Annotated in this window: 17 protein-coding genes; 8 read left to right on the top strand and 9 right to left on the bottom strand. The window is 61.3% G+C overall.

What is annotated here, in order from left to right:
• The first annotated feature begins 16 nt into the window (after window positions 1-16).
• The 5 genes from AC07TV_RS03440 (at window position 17) to AC07TV_RS03420 (ending at window position 5,873) form a co-directional block, all read left to right on the top strand.
• Window positions 17-1,051, top strand: coding sequence for a type I glyceraldehyde-3-phosphate dehydrogenase (locus AC07TV_RS03440; protein WP_494647001.1), 1,035 nt, complete (start codon window positions 17-19; stop codon window positions 1,049-1,051).
• A gap of 19 nt (window positions 1,052-1,070) precedes the next feature.
• The gene (locus tag AC07TV_RS03435; protein WP_494647000.1) at window positions 1,071-2,255 is read left to right on the top strand and encodes a phosphoglycerate kinase; all 1,185 of its coding nucleotides are present in this window, start codon (window positions 1,071-1,073) and stop codon (window positions 2,253-2,255) included.
• 84 nt (window positions 2,256-2,339) lie between these two features.
• Complete coding sequence (gene pyk, locus AC07TV_RS03430; RefSeq protein ID WP_494646999.1) at window positions 2,340-3,773, top strand: pyruvate kinase; 1,434 nt, start codon at window positions 2,340-2,342, stop codon at window positions 3,771-3,773.
• A gap of 42 nt (window positions 3,774-3,815) precedes the next feature.
• Window positions 3,816-4,880, top strand: coding sequence for a class II fructose-bisphosphate aldolase (gene fba / locus AC07TV_RS03425; RefSeq protein ID WP_494646998.1), 1,065 nt, complete (start codon window positions 3,816-3,818; stop codon window positions 4,878-4,880).
• Window positions 4,881-5,093: 213 nt separating this feature from the next.
• On the top strand, window positions 5,094-5,873 hold the full coding sequence (locus AC07TV_RS03420; protein WP_494646997.1) for a DnaJ domain-containing protein: 780 nt from the start codon (window positions 5,094-5,096) through the stop codon (window positions 5,871-5,873).
• Window positions 5,874-6,037: 164 nt separating this feature from the next.
• On the opposite strand, the gene AC07TV_RS03415 is transcribed toward AC07TV_RS03420, so the two are convergent.
• Entirely contained in the window at window positions 6,038-6,304 is a 267-nt protein-coding gene (locus AC07TV_RS03415; protein WP_494646996.1) for a hypothetical protein, read from the bottom strand.
• A gap of 339 nt (window positions 6,305-6,643) precedes the next feature.
• On the opposite strand from AC07TV_RS03415, the gene AC07TV_RS03410 reads away from it, so the two are divergent.
• On the top strand, window positions 6,644-9,682 hold the full coding sequence (locus AC07TV_RS03410; RefSeq protein WP_494646995.1) for a PAS domain S-box protein: 3,039 nt from the start codon (window positions 6,644-6,646) through the stop codon (window positions 9,680-9,682).
• Between the two features lie 8 nt (window positions 9,683-9,690).
• Here the strand turns inward: AC07TV_RS03410 and rpe are convergent, their stop codons facing one another.
• The 6 genes from rpe to AC07TV_RS03380 all read right to left on the bottom strand — a co-directional run bounded on the left by rpe (window position 9,691) and on the right by AC07TV_RS03380 (window position 16,687).
• Complete coding sequence (gene rpe / locus AC07TV_RS03405; RefSeq protein ID WP_494646994.1) at window positions 9,691-10,392, bottom strand: ribulose-phosphate 3-epimerase; 702 nt, start codon at window positions 10,390-10,392, stop codon at window positions 9,691-9,693.
• A gap of 76 nt (window positions 10,393-10,468) precedes the next feature.
• Complete coding sequence (gene fba, locus AC07TV_RS03400; RefSeq protein ID WP_494646993.1) at window positions 10,469-11,506, bottom strand: class II fructose-bisphosphate aldolase; 1,038 nt, start codon at window positions 11,504-11,506, stop codon at window positions 10,469-10,471.
• An 11-nt stretch (window positions 11,507-11,517) separates the two neighbouring features.
• Entirely contained in the window at window positions 11,518-12,525 is a 1,008-nt protein-coding gene (gap, locus tag AC07TV_RS03395; RefSeq protein WP_494646992.1) for a type I glyceraldehyde-3-phosphate dehydrogenase, read from the bottom strand.
• Between the two features lie 121 nt (window positions 12,526-12,646).
• Window positions 12,647-14,692 (bottom strand): transketolase, encoded by a 2,046-nt coding sequence (gene tkt, locus AC07TV_RS03390; RefSeq protein WP_494646991.1) that lies wholly within the window; start codon window positions 14,690-14,692, stop codon window positions 12,647-12,649.
• A gap of 21 nt (window positions 14,693-14,713) precedes the next feature.
• Entirely contained in the window at window positions 14,714-15,586 is an 873-nt protein-coding gene (locus AC07TV_RS03385) for a phosphoribulokinase (RefSeq protein ID WP_494646990.1), read from the bottom strand.
• Between the two features lie 33 nt (window positions 15,587-15,619).
• The gene (locus AC07TV_RS03380) at window positions 15,620-16,687 is read right to left on the bottom strand and encodes a class 1 fructose-bisphosphatase (protein WP_494646989.1); all 1,068 of its coding nucleotides are present in this window, start codon (window positions 16,685-16,687) and stop codon (window positions 15,620-15,622) included.
• A 146-nt stretch (window positions 16,688-16,833) separates the two neighbouring features.
• Here AC07TV_RS03380 and AC07TV_RS03375 point away from each other — a divergent pair, with 146 nt between their 5' ends.
• Together AC07TV_RS03375 and AC07TV_RS03370 are read left to right on the top strand one after the other, a co-directional pair.
• A complete protein-coding gene (locus AC07TV_RS03375; protein WP_494646988.1) occupies window positions 16,834-17,598 on the top strand; it encodes an HAD family hydrolase in 765 nt (254 codons plus the stop codon).
• A 99-nt stretch (window positions 17,599-17,697) separates the two neighbouring features.
• The gene (locus AC07TV_RS03370; RefSeq protein WP_494646987.1) at window positions 17,698-18,063 is read left to right on the top strand and encodes a hypothetical protein; all 366 of its coding nucleotides are present in this window, start codon (window positions 17,698-17,700) and stop codon (window positions 18,061-18,063) included.
• 198 nt (window positions 18,064-18,261) lie between these two features.
• On the opposite strand, the gene AC07TV_RS03365 is transcribed toward AC07TV_RS03370, so the two are convergent.
• Together AC07TV_RS03365 and AC07TV_RS03360 are read right to left on the bottom strand one after the other, a co-directional pair.
• Complete coding sequence (locus AC07TV_RS03365) at window positions 18,262-18,645, bottom strand: nuclear transport factor 2 family protein (protein WP_494646986.1); 384 nt, start codon at window positions 18,643-18,645, stop codon at window positions 18,262-18,264.
• A gap of 168 nt (window positions 18,646-18,813) precedes the next feature.
• Window positions 18,814-19,305 (bottom strand): hypothetical protein, encoded by a 492-nt coding sequence (locus AC07TV_RS03360; protein WP_494646985.1) that lies wholly within the window; start codon window positions 19,303-19,305, stop codon window positions 18,814-18,816.
• Between the last annotated feature and the right edge of the window lie 9 nt (window positions 19,306-19,314).

The following is a 19,314-nucleotide window of genomic DNA, read 5'->3' as shown; positions in this document are numbered from 1 at the left end:
CCGCGACCGACACTTCATGCCACTGCGTCTTGCCATCAACGGTTATGGCCGTATCGGTCGCTGCTTTCTGCGCGCGCTTCAGGAATCCAGCGTCGCCCACGATCTCCAGGTGGTCGCCATCAATGAGCCGGCCAATCTGGAGAGCATGGCCTACCTGACGCGTTTCGACTCGACGCATGGCCGCTTTCCCGGCAGCGTCGACGTTGCCGATGGCCAACTGCTGATCGACGGCCGGCCCATCCGCATCAGCCACGCCCGTACGCCGGAGGCCGTCGACTGGCGCGACATCGAGCTCGTGGTCGAATGTTCCGGTTTCTACGGTCAACGGGAAAAATTGGCCGAATTCATAAGCGCCGGCTGCCCGCGCCTGCTCCTTTCGCACCCCGGCGCCAGCGCTGAGGATGTCGATGCAACCATCGTCGCCGGCATCAACCAGCACACGCTGACCGGGGCAGAACGTCTCGTCTCGGCCGCCTCGTGCACGACCAACGCCATCGTTCCGATCCTCGACCTGCTCGACCGCGAAGTCGGCGTCGACCAGGCCTTGCTCACCACGCTGCATTCGGTCATGAACGACCAGCCGCTGATCGATGGCTATCACCATGACGACCTGCGCCGGACACGTTCGGCCATGCAGTCGATCATCCCGGTGTCGACCGGGCTGGCCCGCGGCATCGAGCGTCTGTTGCCACAGTTGACCGGCAAGGTGCAGGCCAAGGCGATCCGCGTACCGACCCTCAATGTCTCGGCCATCGACCTGACGATCAGCACCCAGCGCCCGGTTTCGGCGCACAGCATCAACGCCCTGCTCGCCGATGCGGCGCGCGGCCCGCTCAAAAAGCTGGTCGCCTATTCCGAGGCAGCACATGCCTCGATCGATTTCAATCACGACCCCCATTCGGCCATTGTCGACGGCAGCCAGACACGGACCGCCGGGACACATCTGGTGAACCTCTTCGTCTGGTTCGACAATGAATGGGGCTTCGCCAATCGCATGCTCGAAGTGGCCGACTACTGGTCACAACACTGGACGCAAGAATCCATTACTTAAGCCAAATCAGGAGATCTCCATGAACGTCATCAAACTCACCGACCTCGATGTAGCCGGCAAGCGCGTCTTCATCCGCGCCGACTTGAACGTGCCACAGGACGAAGCCGGCAACATCACCGAGGACACCCGCATTCGCGCCTCGCTGCCGTCGATCAAGTATTGCCTGGACAAGGGCGCTGCCGTCATGGTCACCTCCCACCTCGGCCGTCCGACCGAAGGCGAGCTGACCCACGAAGACAGCCTGATGCCGGTTGCCGTGCGCCTCGGCCAGATGCTGCACACGTCAGTTCGCCTGATCCAGGACTGGGTTGATGGCGGTTTTGAAGTCAAGCCGGGCGAAGTCGTCCTGCTCGAAAACTGCCGCGTCAACAAGGGTGAGAAGAAGAACAACGACGAGCTGGCGCAAAAGATGGCCAAGCTCTGCGACGTCTACGTCAACGACGCCTTCGGCACCGCCCACCGCGCCGAAGCGACCACCCACGGCATCGCCAAGTACGCCCCGGTGGCCTGCGCCGGCATCCTGATGGGCGCCGAAATCGACGCTCTGACCAAGGCCCTGACCAACCCGAAACGTCCGCTCGTCGCCATCGTCGGCGGCTCCAAGGTTTCCTCCAAGCTGACCATACTCAAATCGCTGGCCAGCAAGGTCGATCAGCTGATCGTCGGCGGCGGCATCGCCAACACTTTCCTGCTCGCCTCCGGCAAGCGCATCGGCGACTCGCTGGCCGAAGCCGATCTGGTCAAGGAAGCCCACGCCATCATGGACATCATGAAGGAACGCGGCGCCGAAGTGCCCTTGCCGACCGATGTCGTCGTCGCCGACGAAGTCTCTGCCCTGGCCCGCGCCAACAAGATCTCGGTCGATGACGTTGCTGCGCACGACCGCATTCTCGACGTTGGCCCGAAGACTGCCGCCAAGCTTTCACAGATCATCGCCAACGCCGGCACCATCGTCTGGAACGGCCCGGTTGGCGTCTTCGAACTGCCGCAATTCGCCGGCGGCACCAAGATGATGGCCTCGGCCATCGCCCACTCCGAGGCTTTCTCGATCGCCGGCGGCGGCGACACGCTGGCCGCCATCGCCAAGTTCCATATCCATGACGATGTCGGCTACATCTCGACCGGCGGCGGCGCCTTCCTCGAATTTCTCGAAGGCAAGACGCTGCCGGCGATTCAGGTTCTGGAAGAACGCGCCGCGAAATAATGCTGCAAGGTGTTGACCGTAGCATTGCTACGGTCAACCGGAAATAAACGCCAAAATTCAAATAACAAAAGGGATGGAGAAGACATGTCACGTCACACCAAGATCGTTGCCACGCTGGGCCCCGCCTCCTCCTCGACCGAGGTGCTGGAGCGCATGGTCCAGGCCGGTATCGACGTCGTCCGGATGAATTTTTCGCACGGCACGGCCGAAGACCACAAGGCGCGCGCCGACGGCATTCGTGCTGCCGCCGCCAAGTACGGCCGGACCATCGGGATTCTCGGCGACCTGCAGGGGCCGAAGATTCGCGTCGGCAAGTTCGAGAACAACAAGATCGTCCTCGTCGTCGGCGCAGCCTTCATCCTCGACGCGCAATGCAAGCTCGGCAATCAGGAGCGCGTCGGCCTCGATTACAAGGATTTGCCCAAGGACGTCGTGCTCGGCGACATTCTGCTGCTCGACGACGGTCGGCTCAAACTTGAAGTCACCGGCGTCCGCGGCCAGGAAATCCATACCCGCGTGCTGGTCGGCGGCGAGTTGTCGAACAACAAGGGCATCAATCGCCAAGGCGGCGGCCTGACCGCGCCGGCGCTGACCGCCAAGGACATGGACGACATCAAGACAGCGGCGCAGATCGGTGTCGATTTCGTTGCCGTCTCCTTCCCGAAAAGCGCCGCCGACATGTACATGGCGCGCCAGTTGTTGCGGGCTGCCGGCAGCAACGCCGTGCTCATCGCCAAGATCGAGCGCGTCGAAGCCATTACCAATCTGGCCGAAATCCTCGACGCCTCGGACGGCATCATGGTTGCCCGTGGCGACCTGGCCGTCGAAGTCGGCGATGCGACAGTCCCCGCCCTGCAGAAAAAAATGATCCGCATGGCGCGCGACATGAACAAGCTGACCATCACCGCGACGCAGATGATGGAATCGATGATCACCTCGCCGGTGCCGACCCGGGCTGAAGTGTCCGATGTCGCCAACGCCGTGCTCGACGGTACCGATGCGGTGATGCTGTCGGCCGAAACGGCGGCCGGCCAATACCCGGTCGAAGTCGTCGAATCGATGGCGCGTATCTGCGTCGAAGCCGAACGTTCGGCCGAAGTCACCCTCGACCGTGAATTCCTCGACCGCGTGTTCACGCGCATCGACCAGTCGATTGCCATGGCTGCGATCTGGACGGCGCACCACCTCAAGGTCAAGGCCATCGCCGCCCTCACCCAGTCCGGCTCCACCGCCTTGTGGATGAGTCGCCTGAACTGCGGCGTGCCGATTTACGCGCTGACCCCGGACGCCGAATCGGTCGGCCGCATGGTCCTCTACCGCGGCGTCAGCCCGCTGCCGATGAAGCAGCAGCACACCGACCGCGACCTGCTATTGGCCGAAGCCGAGCAACTCCTGATCGATCGCGGTGTCGTAGAGAAAGGCGACCTCATCGCCCTGACCATCGGCGAGCCCATCGGCACCACCGGCGGCACCAACACACTCAAGATCGTCCGCGTTGGCGAACATCAAATCCTTTAAAATACTCAGATCAACTAAACACGAAATCGAACAGGAGTTCCCATGCCGCTCGTCTCCATGCGCCAATTGCTCGACCACGCCGCCGAAAACGGCTACGGTCTGCCCGCCTTCAACGTCAACAACATGGAGCAGGTCTGGGCCATCTGCGAAGCAGCCAGCCAGATCGACGCCCCGGTCATCATGCAGGCCTCGGCCGGCGCCCGCAAATACGCCGGCGAACCCTTCCTGCGCCACCAGATCCTGGCCGCCCTTGAAGCCTACCCGCACCTACCCATCGTCATGCACCAGGACCACGGGCAAAGCCCGGCCGTCTGCATGGGCGCCATCCGCTCCGGCTTCACCTCGGTGATGATGGACGGCTCGCTCGAAGCCGACGGCAAGACCGTCGCCTCCTACGAATACAACGTCGCCGTCTCCAAGGAAGTGGTCAAGCTGTCGCACGCCATCGGCGTCTCGGTTGAAGCCGAACTCGGCGTCCTCGGCTCGCTCGAAACCATGAAGGGCGACAAGGAAGACGGCCACGGCGCCGACGGCCACATGACGCGCGAACAACTGCTCACCGACGTCGACCAGGCCGCCGATTTCGTCAAGCAGACCAACTGCGACGCACTGGCCATCGCCATCGGCACCAGCCACGGCGCCTACAAATTCACCAAGAAGCCGACGGGCGACATCCTGGCCATCGACCGCATCAAGGAAATCCACGCCCGCATCCCCAACACCCACCTGGTCATGCACGGCTCGTCCAGCGTGCCGCAGGAACTGCTCGCCGAGATCCGCGAGTTCGGCGGCGACATGAAGGAAACCTACGGCGTGCCGGTCGAAGAAATCGTCAAGGGCATCGCCCACGGCGTGCGCAAGGTCAATATCGACACCGACATCCGCCTCGCCATGACCGGCGCCATCCGCCGCTACCTGTTTGAAAACCCGTCCAAGTTTGACCCGCGCGACTACCTCAAGCCGGCCCGCGAAGCCGCCAAGAAAATCTGCCTCGCCCGCTTCGAAGCCTTCGGCTGCGCCGGCCGCGCCAGCCAGATCAAGGTCATCCCGCTGGAAAAGATGGCCGAGCGTTACGCCAAGGGCGAACTGAACCAGATTGTGAAATAAGCCAAAATTTCCGGTTGACCGTGAAAGCCGCCTGCGGGCGGCTTTTTTTCCGGGAGGAAAAGTCTCGGTTCAGCTTGAGAGGCCTCTCTTTTTGTTCCTGAACAGGATCTGAAATAGCCTCTCCCCCTTGGCTCGTGTCAAATTTCACGGTCACGCCTAGGTAAAGTTGAGCAACAAAAAGGACATCGGTATCATGCCGGCACAGGGGGAATTATGAAAATTTCACATTATGATGTCCTGCAAGTTAGCCCAAAGGCATCGCTCGACATCATCAAGGCAGCTTACGAACACTTAAAGCCAGCGCTGGTCCAACAGGCTAGTGAAGGCAATCAGGAAGCACGCAATCAGTTGTTATTTCTGGAAGAGGCCAATTCTGTTCTCTCCTCCCCGGAAAAACGCTCTGCCTATGACGCGTTGCTAGCGGGAACGCCTGTTCCAACATACGCGACACATCCTCTCGCTTACGAAACAGACAACACTTTTCTAAGCTGGTGGGGCGATTCCAAAACGGCAAGGATTTTGATGGCCATTGGGCTTTCCGCTGCTGTATTTGGCGCCTATAAATTTATCGGGCAACGAGGCGAACTGAAAACACAAGCAAAACAGGTTGAAATTCAGGCAGAACGAGAAATTGGCTCTTTCCGCAACGATGCATATCGCGCGGAAAGCGAGCGAACGCTGATTCAGGGTTCCGTTCAGAATCAGGACAAACTCATAGACAAATCGTACGACATCGCGTCTCGAGAGGCTGAGCGCCGCAAAGCCGAGCTAGAGTACAGAGCAAATGCGGGTGCTCAGCAACTCGAAATGCAACGTCAGCGTCAAGAAGCTCAGCTTCAAGAACAACGGTGGCGGCAAGAGCAATACGAAAAAGACAGGCAGGCAAGGGAAGCTAAAGCTGTGGCAGATGCCCCCAAGCGACAGCTTTGCAACATGTATGCACTCAACGGGAATACTCGTGATGCTCAAGCGGCTGGGTGCTTTCGCTATTAAGTTCTTTTCTTAACGACGTCGCTCGTCACCCGAGATCCGGCTGTTCCTTTTGACGCATTCTCGCCAGAACCACGGGAATCTATTTTCCATCCATATATCACAGCTTGAAATATACCAAGCCAACCCCGCTGAATGCGGGGTTTGGTTCAGGCAGAACCGACGCCCTAGCCGTTCTGGGCTGAATGAGGCAAATGGTGATGTTCCCGGTTAACCTCCTCACCGGGTTTCAGCATCAAGGCAACGAGCGCGGCAGTCATGCCGGTCAAGGCCCAGAACATGAAAAAGCCGAGTGAGTAGACGACCATCGGGCTCCAGTACACCGGCTCACCGAACAGGTAGAGCAGTTTCGGGTCGATGAAGGTGAAGAAGAATGCTTCGCCGGCAACAGCGGTAAAGAAGGAAAGAAACAGCAAGTTGATCCATTTCGGCATGGTGGGTCTCCAATAATATTGAAAGGAGTGCAGCGCTGACAGGACCGGGGGGAGGAAATGCTCTCGGCGTTCTTTAGACTGCGATTTGCCACAAAGTTCGGAAGAAAGATGCGCCTTGATCAGGGTTACCGAACCGAAACCGATTTGATTTTTGGCTGTTTTTCCCTGTTGACCGTGGCAACTGCCTTCAGGTGGCAGCCATTGGACCGACAGAGTGGACGACCGGGGATCGCCTTCCGCCAAATCCCGGCGAATCAGGGTAGGATGTCAGCCTGCATTTGATTGCCACAAAGCATTTAAATACAGTGGCATGGCATGGTTTTTTGTCAGCAACTCACCTTGTCGCGATCCCCCAAAGCCCCTACGGATATTCAGGGCGAAATGAATCCGGCCGATACAGTCAGCAAGTACCCCAATCAAGAATCGATGAAAGCCAGCCAGCCCGACAACACTTCGCTATCGGCACCCACCAGAAAGTTCATGATCTGGCTGGTGGCCGGGGTGTTTCTGATCAATCTGGTCATTATCCTGATTGGCATCCAGAGCCTGATCTACAGCCGGGAACGGACGGTCGAGCAGGTACGCAACACGACATCCAATCTGGCGGCGCTGCTCGCCCAGAACATTGGCGACTCGGGGCGCCGGATTGATCTGGCCCTGCTCAGCATTGTCGACGCGCTTGAACACCAGATGACGCACGGCGGCCTGGATGACGATACGGTCAACCGCATACTTGCAGCCCAAAAGGACCGCCTGCCGGAAGTCGATGGATTCAGGGCCAGCGACAGCGAGGGAAGGGTGCTATGGGGCAAGGGGGTGAACAAATCGACCCCCGAAAGTTATGCCGACCGCCCTTTTTTCGGCGAGCAACAGGCCGCCCCCGGCCAAAGAATGCTCGTTACCAAACCGTTGATGGGCAAGGTCTCGAAGCTCTGGATCATCGGCTTCAGTCGTTCCTATCGCAGTCCCGACGGAAAGTTTGCCGGCCTCGTCAGCGCAGCCGTCCCCGTCAGCCACTTTTTTGAACAACTAGGCAAACCCAGGCTTGGCCCGCACGGCTCGGCAGTTCTCCGCCACGTAGACAAAGCGCTGGTCTCGCGCTTCCCCGCCGTTGACGGGCCTGGCGGGGTGATCGGCGACCAGACAGTCTCGGCCGAATTTCTTTCCCTATTTGAATCCGGCGTCGATCAAGGCAACTTTCACACACTCAAGACCCCCGACGGTTTTGAACGAACCTATGCCTTCCAGAGGGTCAGCGGCCTGCCATTCGTCCTCAACGTCGGCATGGCCCCCCAGGACTACTTTGACGTCTGGAATGAAGAGAAACGCAACGTCATTCTATTTTTGGTGGTTTTCTTTGTGCTCAGTGTTTTCGCCGCCTGGCTGCTTCTCCGTTTCTGGCGACAAAAGATGGCGGATACGGCGGCTTTGCTGGCCTCCGAATCCCGCTTCAGGAACTACGTTGAAGCGGCTCCTGAGGGGATTTTCGTAGCCGACGCCGATGGCCGCTACCTCGATGTCAATCCGGCCGCGTGCCAACTGGTCGGTTACAGCCGGAAAGAATTGCTCGGCATGTCGATTGCCGACATCGCGCCGCCCGGCGCCCAGCCTCAGCACCAGGAGCAGTACCAAGTCATCAAGCGGTCGAAGCTGTACGACACGGACATCACCTTGCGACGCAAGGATGGCAGCCTGTTCGACGCGACCTTGCGGACCATCACCCTGCCCGAAAACAGGGTGATGGGATTCTGCACCGACGTGACCGAACGCCGGCACACCCAGATAGCGCTCCAGGAAAGCGAAAATCGCTTCCGTCACATTTCGTCGCTGACCAGCGACCTGATTTACTCCTGTCTGCGCGGCGACGACGGGATGTTCAGAATCGAATGGGTGGGCGGCCAGGCCGAACAGGTCTTCGGCTACTCGACCGACGAGTTATGGCGCCGGGGATGCTGGCGGCCCTTCGTCCTGCCCGAGGATCTCCCGCTGTTTGACCGCTCCGTCACCGGGCTGCAACCGGGTCAGTCAAGCGACACCATTCTGCGCATCGCCCACCGTGATGGCTCGATCCGCTACCTGCGCAACGTCGCCCAGGTCGAAGATGCGCTATCCGGCAGGCATCACCTCTACGGCGCCGTCAAGGACGTCACCGAACTGGAGAACTACCGCCGGCATCTGGAAAAACTGGTGGCCGAACGGACCGAGCAACTGAGCACGGCCAAGGAGGCCGCCGAGAGCGCCAACGTGGCGAAGAGTGCCTTCCTGGCCAACATGAGCCACGAAATTCGCACGCCGCTCAATGCCATCACCGGGATGACCCACATCCTGCGCAAATCCGGCTTGCTGCCGCATCAGGGCAGCTACCTCGACAAGATCGAGAATGCCGGGAAACACCTTCTGGAGATCATCAACGCCATTCTCGACCTGTCGAAGATCGAAGCCGGCAAGCTGACTCTGGAAGAAACCGACGTCCATCTCGGCGCCCTGCTCGGCAATGTCGCCTCGATGCTCAACGAGCGGGCGGACGCCAAGCAGCTCAAAATCATCCAGGAAGTCCAGGCGCCGTCGGCCCACCTGCGCGGCGACTCGACCCGGTTGCAGCAGGCCTTGCTCAATTACGCCGCCAATGCGGTCAAATTTACCGAAGCCGGCCAGATCACCCTGCGCGTTCGGGTTGAAAAGGAAACCGGCAACAAGGCCCTGCTCCGCTTTGAAGTCGAAGATACCGGCCCGGGCATTGCCGCCGAAGTCATCCCGCGGCTGTTCAGCGACTTCGAACAGGCTGACAACTCGACCACGCGTCAGTACGGCGGCACCGGACTGGGGCTGGCCATTACCAAAAAACTGGCTGAATTGATGGGTGGCAGTGCCGGCGTGGTGAGCACTCCGGGCGCCGGCAGCACCTTCTGGTTTACCGCCCGCCTCGACAAAATGGCCGGAGCCGACCATTCGCCGGAAAGGACCGATGTCGGCAAGGCCGAAACCGTGCTGCGCGAGCACTACAGCAGTCGGCGCATCATGCTCGTCGAGGACGAACCGATCAACCGCGAAGTCATGCTCGCCCTGCTCGAAGAAACCGGTTTGCAAGTGATCGTCGCCGTCGATGGCGAAGAGGCTGTCCAGCGCGCCAGTGAGACATCGTGCGACCTGATCCTGATGGACATGCAAATGCCACGCATGGACGGCCTTGAAGCAACCCGGCGGATCAGGCAGTTGGCAAACGGCGGCGAGACGCCGATCGCCGCCATGACCGCCAACGCTTTCTATGAGGACAAACAGCGCTGCATGGAAGCCGGCATGAACGACTTCATCGCCAAGCCGGTCGATCCCGATGCGCTATATGCCATGATCCTCAAATGGCTGTCGCACGGCCAATAGGCCCTGCATCAGACCTTGGCCAACTCGCTGCGCAAGGCGCCGATGATCGAATCGTAGCGATGTGGGTCGCTGTCCTTGCCGGCCCCATAGACGGCTGAACCGGCGACAAAGGCATCGACACCGGCGCGGGCGATTTCGGCGATGTTGGCGGTGTTCACGCCGCCGTCAATTTCGAGGCGGATGCGCCGACCGGTTTCCTTTTCATACGCATCGAGTTTGGCCCGCGCCTGCCTGGCCTTGGCCAGCGTGCCGGGGATGAATTTCTGGCCGCCGAAGCCAGGGTTGACGCTCATGAGCAGGATGACGTCGATCTTGTCGAGGACGTAATCCATGTAATCGAGCGGCGTCGCCGGGTTGAAAACCAGCCCGCCCTGACAGCCGGCATCGCGGATCAGCGACAGGCTGCGATCAACGTGATCCGAAGCTTCCGGGTGGAAGGTGATGATGTTGGCCCCGGCTTTGGCGAAGTCGGGGATGATGCGGTCGACGGGTTTGACCATCAGGTGCACGTCGATCGGTGCTGCGGTGCACGGCCGGATGGCGGCACAAACCAGCGGGCCGATGGTCAAGTTGGGGACGTAGTGGTTGTCCATCACGTCGAAGTGAATCCAGTCGGCGCCGGAGGCAATGACGTTGCTCACCTCCTCGCCCAGTTTGGCGAAGTTGGCGGAGAGGATGCTTGGGGCGATGACGAAATTGGGTTGGCTCATGGTGCCTCCGAAAAAAAGGCGGCCCCAGACTTCGGGGCCGCAAGACGCAAGGTACAGCAGAGTGATGCTCGTTTGGTCAGCGGTAGGCGGCAGCCATTTTCTCCAGTGACACGGGTTTGATGCGGCTGGCCTGACCGGCACAGCCAAAGGCGTCGAAACGCAATTTGCAGATGTCGCGCGCCGCCGCTACGGCGGCTTTCAAAAAGGCGCGCGGATCGAATTCTTCCGGCTTTTCAGCCATCGACTTGCGCATGGCGCCGGTCATGGCGAGGCGGATATCGGTGTCGATATTGACCTTGCGCACGCCGTGACGGATGCCCTCGACGATCTCTTCGACCGGTACGCCGTAGGTTTCCTTCATCGCGCCACCGTACTGGCGGATGACCGCCAGCCATTCCTGCGGCACGCTGCTGGAGCCGTGCATGACCAGATGGGTGTTCGGAATCCGGGCGTGGATGGCCTTGATGCGGTCGATGGCGAGGATTTCGCCGGTCGGCGGCCGGGTGAATTTGTAGGCGCCGTGGCTGGTGCCGATGGCGATGGCCAGCGCATCGACGCCGGTTTTGGCGACGAAGTCGGCGGCCTCTTCCGGGTCGGTCAGCATTTGCGAATGGTCGAGCTTGCCGGCCGCGCCGATGCCGTCTTCCTCACCGGCTTCGCCGGTTTCCAGCGAGCCGAGACAACCGAGCTCGCCTTCGACCGAGACGCCGATGTAATGCGCCATTTCTACCACCTTGCGGGTCGTTTCGACGTTGTAGGCGTAGCTCGTCGGCGTCTTGCCGTCGGTGCCCAGCGAGCCGTCCATCATCACGCTCGAAAAGCCGCTGCGCATCGACTGCTGGCAGACGGCCGGCGAGGTGCCGTGGTCCTGGTGCAGGCAGACGGGGATGTCCGGATATTGCTCGATGGCGGCTTCGACCAGCTTGCGCAGGAAGGGCTCGCCGGCGTATTTGCGGGCGCCGGCCGAGGCCTGCAGGATGACCGGGCTGTCGCAGGCTTCTGCCGCCTGCATGATGGCCTGAATCTGCTCCATGTTATTGACGTTGAAGGCGGGGAGACCGTAGCTGTGCTCGGCGGCGTGGTCGAGCAGTTGGCGCAGGGAAATAAGGGCCATGATCGTTCCTTTCAGTGCGCAATGTGCTGGACAAGGCGCAGCAGGTTGCAGGTGTAGCCGTACTCGTTGTCGTACCAGGCGACAACCTTGACGAAGGTCGGGTCGAGCGCGATGCCGGCGCCGGCGTCGAAGATCGAGGGCAGGCGGCAGCCGCGGAAGTCGGTCGACACGACGCTGTCGCCGGTATAGCCGAGCACGCCCTTGAGCGGGCCGGATTCCGAGGCGGCCTTCATGGCGGCGCAGATTTCTTCGTAGGAGGCCGGGTTTTCGAGTTCGACCGTCAGGTCGACGACTGACACATCGGAGGTCGGCACGCGGAAGGCCATGCCGGTCAGTTTTTTGTTGAGGGACGGAATGACCTTGCCGACGGCCTTGGCGGCGCCGGTCGAGGACGGGATGATGTTTTCCAGGATGCCGCGCCCACCGCGCCAGTCCTTGCCGGACGGACCGTCGACGGTCTTTTGCGTGGCGGTCGCGGCATGCACCGTACTCATCAGGCCGCGCTTGATGCCGAACTTGTCGTTGAGCACCTTGGCCACCGGGGCCAGGCCGTTGGTCGTGCACGAGGCGGCCGAAACGATGTCCTCGCCGGCGTAGGTATCGTGATTGACGCCGTAGACGAACATCGGTGTCGAATCCTTGGCCGGCGCCGACTGGACAACCTTGCGGGCGCCAGCGTGGACGTGCTTGAGGCAGCCTTCGTGGGTCAGGAAATGGCCGGTCGCTTCGATCACCACATCGGCTTTGACCTCGTCCCATTTCAGTTGCTCGGGATGGCGCTCGGCGCTCAGGCGGATACGGCGGCCATTGACCATCAAGTCGTTGCCGTCGACCGCCACGGCGCCGTCGAAATTACCGTGCACCGAGTCGTACTTGAGCATGTAGGCGAGGTAGTCCGGTTCGAGCAGGTCGTTGATGGCGACCACCTCGATGTCGGCGAACTCCGCCTCCCTGGCGATGGCCCGGAAGGCCATGCGCCCGATCCGGCCGAAGCCGTTGATTGCCACCCGTATTGGCATGGTGTTGTCTCCTGATGATTAAGAATTCTTGAGCGAGCCGGCCCGTTACGCCCGCAACAACGGGCATTCGGGACAGCTTGAATTAGGGTTGGGCCGGGCTAGGCGGGCGTCGGGTCAGGCATCAGAAATCACCATCACTTCCCCCCGCACTGACGATGGTGCGCAGCACCGTCTGCGCCAGGTTGTCGGCGGTCAGGCCGTAATGCTCGTAGAGCACCGGAGCCGGGGCCGAGGCGCCGAATTCGTCGATGCCGAGGACGTCGCCATCAAGGCCGACGTACTTGTGCCAGAAATCGGTCTGCCCGGCTTCGATGGCGACGCGGCAGACGTCCGGCGGCAACACGAGCTTTTTCCACGTTGAAGACTGCTGGTCGAAGCGCCGCGTGCAGGGCATCGAAACGACGCGCACGGCGACCCCGCCGGCTTTCAGGATGGCCTGTGCCTGCATGGCGATGGCGACTTCGGAGCCGGTGGCGATGATCACCGCCTGCAGCTGGCCGTCGGCTTCGGAGAGCACGTAGCCGCCACGGCTGGCACCTTCCGCCCGGCTCGCCGCGCCGCCGTATTGCGGCAGGTTTTGACGCGACAAAAAGAGGGCGGAAGGTCCGTTTTGGCGCTCGAGCGCTTCGGCCCAGGCGATGGCTGTTTCCAGCTCGTCACAGGGGCGCCACAGGTCGAGGCCGGGAATGATGCGCAGGCTGCTGGCGTGTTCGACCGGCTGGTGGGTCGGGCCGTCCTCGCCAAGGCCGATGGAATCGTGGGTCAGGACATGGACGACGCGCTGGTTCATGAGCGCGCTCATCCGGATGGCGTTGCGGGCGTAGTCGGAGAACACGGCGAAGGTGCCGCCGTAGGGAATCAGCCCGCCATGCAGGGCGACACCGTTCATGATCGCCGTCATGCCGAACTCGCGGACGCCGTAGGAAACGTAGTTGGCCTGGCGCTCGCCGGCCTCGTGCAGGGCGACGCTGCCCTTGCCGGCAGTCAGGTTGGAACCGGTCAGGTCGGCCGAGCCGCCGAGCAGTTCGGGCACCCGGTCGACCAGCAGGTCGAGGCAGTTCTGCGACGACTTGCGGGTGGCGGTGGCGGCTTCCTTGCGGCCGGCCGCAGCAAGCAGCTCATTTTTGATTTCGGGCCATTTTTCCGGTAGACCGTGGGATTGGGTGCGGTCGAACTCGGCGGCGAGTTCCGGATACTGGGCGCGGTAGGCGGCGAATCGGGTCTGCCAGCCGGTTTCGGCGGCGGCGCCAGCGCTACGCGCATTCCATGCGGTACGCAGGCTGTCCGGCACTTCGAACGGCGCATGCGGCCAGCCAAGGGCGGCCCGGGTGGCGGCCGTTTCGTCGGCACCGAGCGGCGCGCCATGCACGTCGTGCGAACCGGCCTTGTTCGGCGAGCCCCAGCCGATCTGGGTGCGGCAGACGATCAGCGTCGGCTGGCCGGTGACCGCCTTGGCCTCGGCGATGGCGGCGGTCAGCGCGGCCGAATCATGGCCGTCGATCGGCCCGATGACGTGCCAGCCGTAGGCGCGGAAGCGGGCCGGGGTGTCGTCGCGGAACCAGCCTTTGACGTGGCCGTCGATGGAAATCCCGTTGTCGTCGTAGAAGCAGGTCAGCTTGTCGAGCCCCCAGACGCCGGCCAGCGAGCAGGCTTCGTGGCTGATGCCTTCCATCAGACAGCCGTCGCCGACGAAAACCCAGGTCCGGTGATCGACGATGTCGCAGCCCGGCCGGTTGTAACGCTGGGCCAGCAGCTTTTCGGCCAGCGCCATGCCGACGGCGTTGGTCAGGCCCTGGCCGAGCGGCCCGGTGGTCGTCTCGACGCCGGGCGTGTGGCCGACTTCCGGGTGGCCGGCGGTGCGGCTGCCGAACTGGCGGAAGTTCCTGAGGTCGTCGAGATTGAGGTCGTAGCCGGTCAGATGGAGCAGCGCGTAGAGCAGCATCGAGCCGTGGCCGTTGGACAGCACGAAACGGTCGCGATCGGGCCACTGCGGGTTGGCCGGGTTGTGTTTGAGGTGGTCGCGCCACAGCACTTCGGCGATGTCGGCCATGCCCATCGGCGCGCCGGGATGGCCGGATTTGGCCTGATTGACGGCGTCGATGGCGAGGAAGCGGACGGCGTTGGCCAGTTCGCGGCGGAAGGTGGTTTCGGTCTGGTTGCGGTCCATGTCTCTCTCCATTTTCTATAGTCAGGCGCGACGCTTGTGGTCCATCAACCGCAAAACCATCGGCGTGAATATCATCTGCATGGCCAGGCCCATCTTGCCGCCGGGCACGACCAGGGTGTTCGGGCGGGTCATCATGGCGCCGTGCAGGATGTTGATGAGGTACTGGAAGTCGATGCCCTTCGGATTGGCGAAGCGGATCACCACCATGCTTTCGTCGGCCGTCGGAATGTCACGGGCGATGAAGGGGTTGGAGGTATCGACGATGGGCACGCGCTGGAAATTGACGTGGGTGCGCGAGAACTGCGGGCAGAGGTGGCTGACGTAATCCGGCATGCGGCGCAGGATGGTGTCGGTCACCGCCTCCTGCGAATAGCCACGCATTTTCTGGTCGCGGTGCAGCTTCTGGATCCATTCGAGGTTGATGGTCGGCACGACGCCGACGCAGAGGTCGACCTGCTTGGCAATGTCGATCTGGTCATCGGCATAGGCGCCGTGCAGGCCTTCATAGAACATCAGGTCGGTCGCCGCGGTGATCTCCTGCCACGGCGTGAAGGTGCCCGGCTGCTGGCCGAAAGGCTCGGCCTCGCCGGCATCGTGCAGGTATTTACGGACCTTGCCGGTGCCGCTCTTGCCGTAGGCGATGAACAGGTCCTGCAACTCCTCAAGCAGATTGGCCTCCGGGCCGAAGTGGCTGAAGTTGCGATTGCCGGCCTCCTCCTGCGCTTTCATTTCGGCGCGCATCGCCATTCGGTCGTAGCGATGGAAAGAATCGCCCTCGACGATCTGGGCATTGAGGCACTCGCGGCGGAAGATGTGCTGGAAGCTCTGCATCACCGTGCTGGTGCCGGCGCCGGACGAACCGGTGATGGCGATGATGGGGTGTTTGACGGACATTTGTTTCTCCCTGCAGATGTGAATTCTTTTGCCCTAGGCCGGGTCGCGGAACAAGGAACGGTCGGAGAACAGCGGCGAGACAAACGGCCGATCGGCCCCGGTGTCGTATTCCTGGTGGTAGCGCTCGAGCCGCTCGACCTCGTTCTTCGAGCCGAGGATGACCGGCACGCGCTGGTGCAGGCTGTCCGGCGCCACGTCGAGGATGCGCTGGCGGCCGGTACTCGCCGCGCCGCCGGCCTGCTCGATGAGCATGGCCATCGGGTTGGCTTCATAGAGCAGGCGCAGGCGGCCCGGCTTGGACGGATCCTTGCTGTCCTTCGGGTACATGAAGATGCCGCCGCGGATCAGGATGCGGTGCACTTCGGCGACCATCGAGGCGATCCAGCGGGTATTGAAATCCTCGCCGCGCACGCCCGTCTTGCCGGCCTTGCACTCGCTGACGTAGCGCTGCACCGGCGGCTCCCAGAAACGTTCGTTGGAGGTGTTGATGGCGAATTCGCGGGTGTCTTCCGGGACGCGGATATTGGCGTGGGTCAGCAGGAAGTTGCCGCTCTCGCGATCAAGCGTGAAACCGTGCGTGCCGTTGCCGAGCGTCAGCACCATCATCGTCGACGGGCCGTAGATGGCGTAACCGGCGGCGACCTGCTCGCTGCCCTGGCGCAGGTAGTCGCCAAGCTCCGCATCACCTGCGGTCGACCGGGCAAAAATGGAGAAAATGGTGCCGACCGAGACATTGACGTCGCTATTCGACGAGCCATCAAGCGGGTCGAAGACGAGCAGGTAGCGACCGCGCGGGTATTCGGCCGGAATCGGATAGGGATCATCCATTTCCTCGGAAGCCATGCCGGCCAGTTGACCGCCCCACTCGCAGTGACGCAGGATGGCTTCGTTGGTCAGCACATCGAGCTTCTTCTGCACCTCGCCCTGGATATTGGTACTCTCCAGTGCGCCGTGATGACCAGCCAGCGCCCCCTTGGCGACCATCGCCGAGATGGTTTTGACGGCGGCGGCGACGTCAATGAGCAAGGCGCCGAGTTCGCCGTGGCTGGCGCGGGTGTTTTCAATAACAAACTTCGAGAGGGTGGTACGGCCGAATTGCATGGTGTCTCCAATCATTCTTGTGTTACCGCATTGGCAATCAAGATAAGTGACTTATTAATTAAGTAACAGTCAGATTTTCTTATCGCCTGAGTAAGTTATAGCTTATTAACGCGATGCTTACCGGCCACTTCAGAAATCCTGACTGGATGCCCGAATCACCCCCGGTTATCGTTCAGCGCATGCTCCCACTCCACGCCCTGATCTTCGACGTCGACGGCACGCTGGCCGACACCGAGCGCGACGGCCATCGCCCCGCCTTCAACCACGCCTTCGCTGATCTCGGACTGGACTGGCACTGGGATGAAAGGCTGTACGGCGAGCTGCTCGCCATCACCGGCGGCAAGGAACGCATCCGCCACTACGCTACCCGCCACGCCCCCGCCCTCGCCGCCCGGCCCGAATTTGACGTGCTCGTCCGCGACCTCCACGCCGCCAAGACGCGCCACTACCTGCGCCTCGTCGACTCCGGCAGCCTGCCGCTCCGCCCCGGCGTCGCCGCGCTCATCCAGCACGCCCGCCAGCGCGGCCTGCGCCTTGCCATCGCCACCACAACCACCCCGGAAAATGTCACCGCGCTGCTCCACGCCACGCTCGGGCCGGACGCCCCGGGCTGGTTCGAGGTCATCGGCGCCGGCGACATCGTGGCCAACAAGAAACCCGCCCCCGACATCTACTGCTGGGTCCTCGACCGCCTCGCCCTGCCGGCCGACAACTGCCTGGCCGTCGAAGACTCTGCCAACGGCCTGGACGCCGCTCGCGCCGCCGGCCTGCGCTGCCTCGTCACGCCCAACGACTACACCGCCGGCGATGACTTCAGCAGCGCCTGGCGGGTACTGGCCGACCTGCGGGAAGTCGACCTCGACGCCATAGCCGGCCCGACAATTTCAAATTTGGCCCATATTTCCGGTTGACCGTAGCACGCGCAAAAACCCGCCCCGCCACACAAAACTCAAGTTCTCCCCCACATCAGCCGTAGTAGCTGATACACCAAGCAACCCGGGAACGAGACCATGAGCGAAAAAGAATCCAAAGACAGCCAGGAGCAACCCGTCAAGGCGCGATCATTTGAAAAACTGACGGTGATCCTCGTCGGCGTAGCGCTTGTGCTGACGCTCGCCAACACCGTGCTGATCGTTATGAACCCCACCGCCAAAAAGGTCGAGCAATTCAACGAAGACCTCAAGACCGAACTGGCCGACAGCGTCGCCACGCTGCACAAGAAAATCGACGGCCTGCGCCTGGCCGAACTCGAATGGCAGTCCGTGCTCAAAAAGGCCCAGGCCAAGCCCGACGCCATCTACAAGGTCGTCAACACCCAGGACGGCTATTTGACGCTGACGGAAATCGAGAAAACCGAAAGCTCGGCAGCTCAGTAAGTCAGAGCGGAGGGAAACTCGGCGCCAGCCGCCGGAGAGCAGATTTCAAATTTGGCTGTTTTTTCCGGTTGACCGTGGGAGTCTGTGCGCCTGGCAGCCAAACCAGGATTGAGCCGATGGATTTCCCATTCCGTTCAAGAACTCAAACTGCGGCCTGTCTTTTTGGAACTCAGGATGGCCTGGTCAACACGAAGGCGCTCAACTGATATCTGTGATCCTGACGATCTTGCCGCCCAAGAACTCAAACTCCGAGCGACCTGACAGTTTAAAGATCGTGCCCTTCTTTAACCCATCTGGAAGATCACTGGCCACCACACCACGGAACCCGATGGATGCGACGGCCTTATTTCCTGTAGTTTCAAAGCTAAGCAACTCCTGATGTCGTTCGGAGAACAGCGTCAAGGCATGCTCCGCAAGCGCTTTGAACTCGGCGGCTCCACTTGTACTGGCATTCACGATGCCATTCGAGATGTTCTTGAACTCGACATCAGGATGAACCACAAGAAGCATTCCAGAAATATCCATGCGGTTGTATGCGTCAATGAATCGCTCAACCAGCGCGCGCATTTCGGTGGAATTCATCTACAACCTCCAAGGGGTGAGGTATTGGTCGAATCAAAACGAGGGACCGACTACGGGTATGCCCAGGCAGCCGAAACCGTGGCCTGCCCTCCATTATTTATGGTTTGAATCGAGCTTGGCCCCTTTAGCCGTTGCGCTGGTAGCCGGGGCGCGGATTGTTAGGATGGCTCATTCCCACCATAGGGCACCCACCGCTCCCAGTAGCGCGCCACACACAAAGAAAGCACGAACAGCGGCATCGTGCGCAACCTCGTGAACGAAGTTTCCCCGAAAGGTGCGATTGACTGGATGAAACTGAAGAACAGATGCCCAAGTAGCCGCGAATACCCCTGCCGCCGTTACTAGCTTGCCGCTATCGATAGGCAGGGACAGATCGATCTTTCCAAAAATGAAGAGCGCTATTGCAACAACAGCTGCAATGCCGATAGTGATTTGAGCGGATTTCTTAAGGACGCGGCGAAGCTCAGCCAGTTGGCGTAACGCGACTGAATCTGCCTCCACCAACCACCTGGCATAAGGAAACGTACCATTGTCATAAGCATTGGCCATTTGAGTCGACCCAAGTTCGGCGGCCAGATTATGAGGCTTAGCAACAGCCAAAAAGTGCGAGCTGCTTACCGCTAAAAATAGAGCAGCAAGGCCGCTGACGAGCTTTGGCATTGGAAGCGC

The organism is Azonexus sp. GW821-FHT04F04 (assembly GCF_059420025.1).
The sequence above is the reverse complement of the archived record's forward strand: the minus strand, read 5'-3'. Positions and strand labels throughout refer to the sequence as shown.

Coding starts and splice junctions, on each gene's coding strand:
- pyk (WP_494646999.1), top strand. CDS start 2,340: ATGTCACGTCACACCAAGATCGTTGCCACGCTGGGCCCCGCCTCCTCC.
- AC07TV_RS03365 (WP_494646986.1), bottom strand. CDS start 18,645: ATGAATTCCACCGAAATGCGCGCGCTGGTTGAGCGATTCATTGACGCA.
- AC07TV_RS03375 (WP_494646988.1), top strand. CDS start 16,834: ATGCCCGAATCACCCCCGGTTATCGTTCAGCGCATGCTCCCACTCCAC.
- AC07TV_RS03415 (WP_494646996.1), bottom strand. CDS start 6,304: ATGCCGAAATGGATCAACTTGCTGTTTCTTTCCTTCTTTACCGCTGTT.
- tkt (WP_494646991.1), bottom strand. CDS start 14,692: ATGGACCGCAACCAGACCGAAACCACCTTCCGCCGCGAACTGGCCAAC.
- gap (WP_494646992.1), bottom strand. CDS start 12,525: ATGCCAATACGGGTGGCAATCAACGGCTTCGGCCGGATCGGGCGCATG.
- AC07TV_RS03385 (WP_494646990.1), bottom strand. CDS start 15,586: ATGTCCGTCAAACACCCCATCATCGCCATCACCGGTTCGTCCGGCGCC.
- AC07TV_RS03360 (WP_494646985.1), bottom strand. CDS start 19,305: ATGCCAAAGCTCGTCAGCGGCCTTGCTGCTCTATTTTTAGCGGTAAGC.
- AC07TV_RS03380 (WP_494646989.1), bottom strand. CDS start 16,687: ATGCAATTCGGCCGTACCACCCTCTCGAAGTTTGTTATTGAAAACACC.
- fba (WP_494646998.1), top strand. CDS start 3,816: ATGCCGCTCGTCTCCATGCGCCAATTGCTCGACCACGCCGCCGAAAAC.
- AC07TV_RS03420 (WP_494646997.1), top strand. CDS start 5,094: ATGAAAATTTCACATTATGATGTCCTGCAAGTTAGCCCAAAGGCATCG.
- rpe (WP_494646994.1), bottom strand. CDS start 10,392: ATGAGCCAACCCAATTTCGTCATCGCCCCAAGCATCCTCTCCGCCAAC.
- fba (WP_494646993.1), bottom strand. CDS start 11,506: ATGGCCCTTATTTCCCTGCGCCAACTGCTCGACCACGCCGCCGAGCAC.
- AC07TV_RS03370 (WP_494646987.1), top strand. CDS start 17,698: ATGAGCGAAAAAGAATCCAAAGACAGCCAGGAGCAACCCGTCAAGGCG.
- AC07TV_RS03440 (WP_494647001.1), top strand. CDS start 17: ATGCCACTGCGTCTTGCCATCAACGGTTATGGCCGTATCGGTCGCTGC.
- AC07TV_RS03435 (WP_494647000.1), top strand. CDS start 1,071: ATGAACGTCATCAAACTCACCGACCTCGATGTAGCCGGCAAGCGCGTC.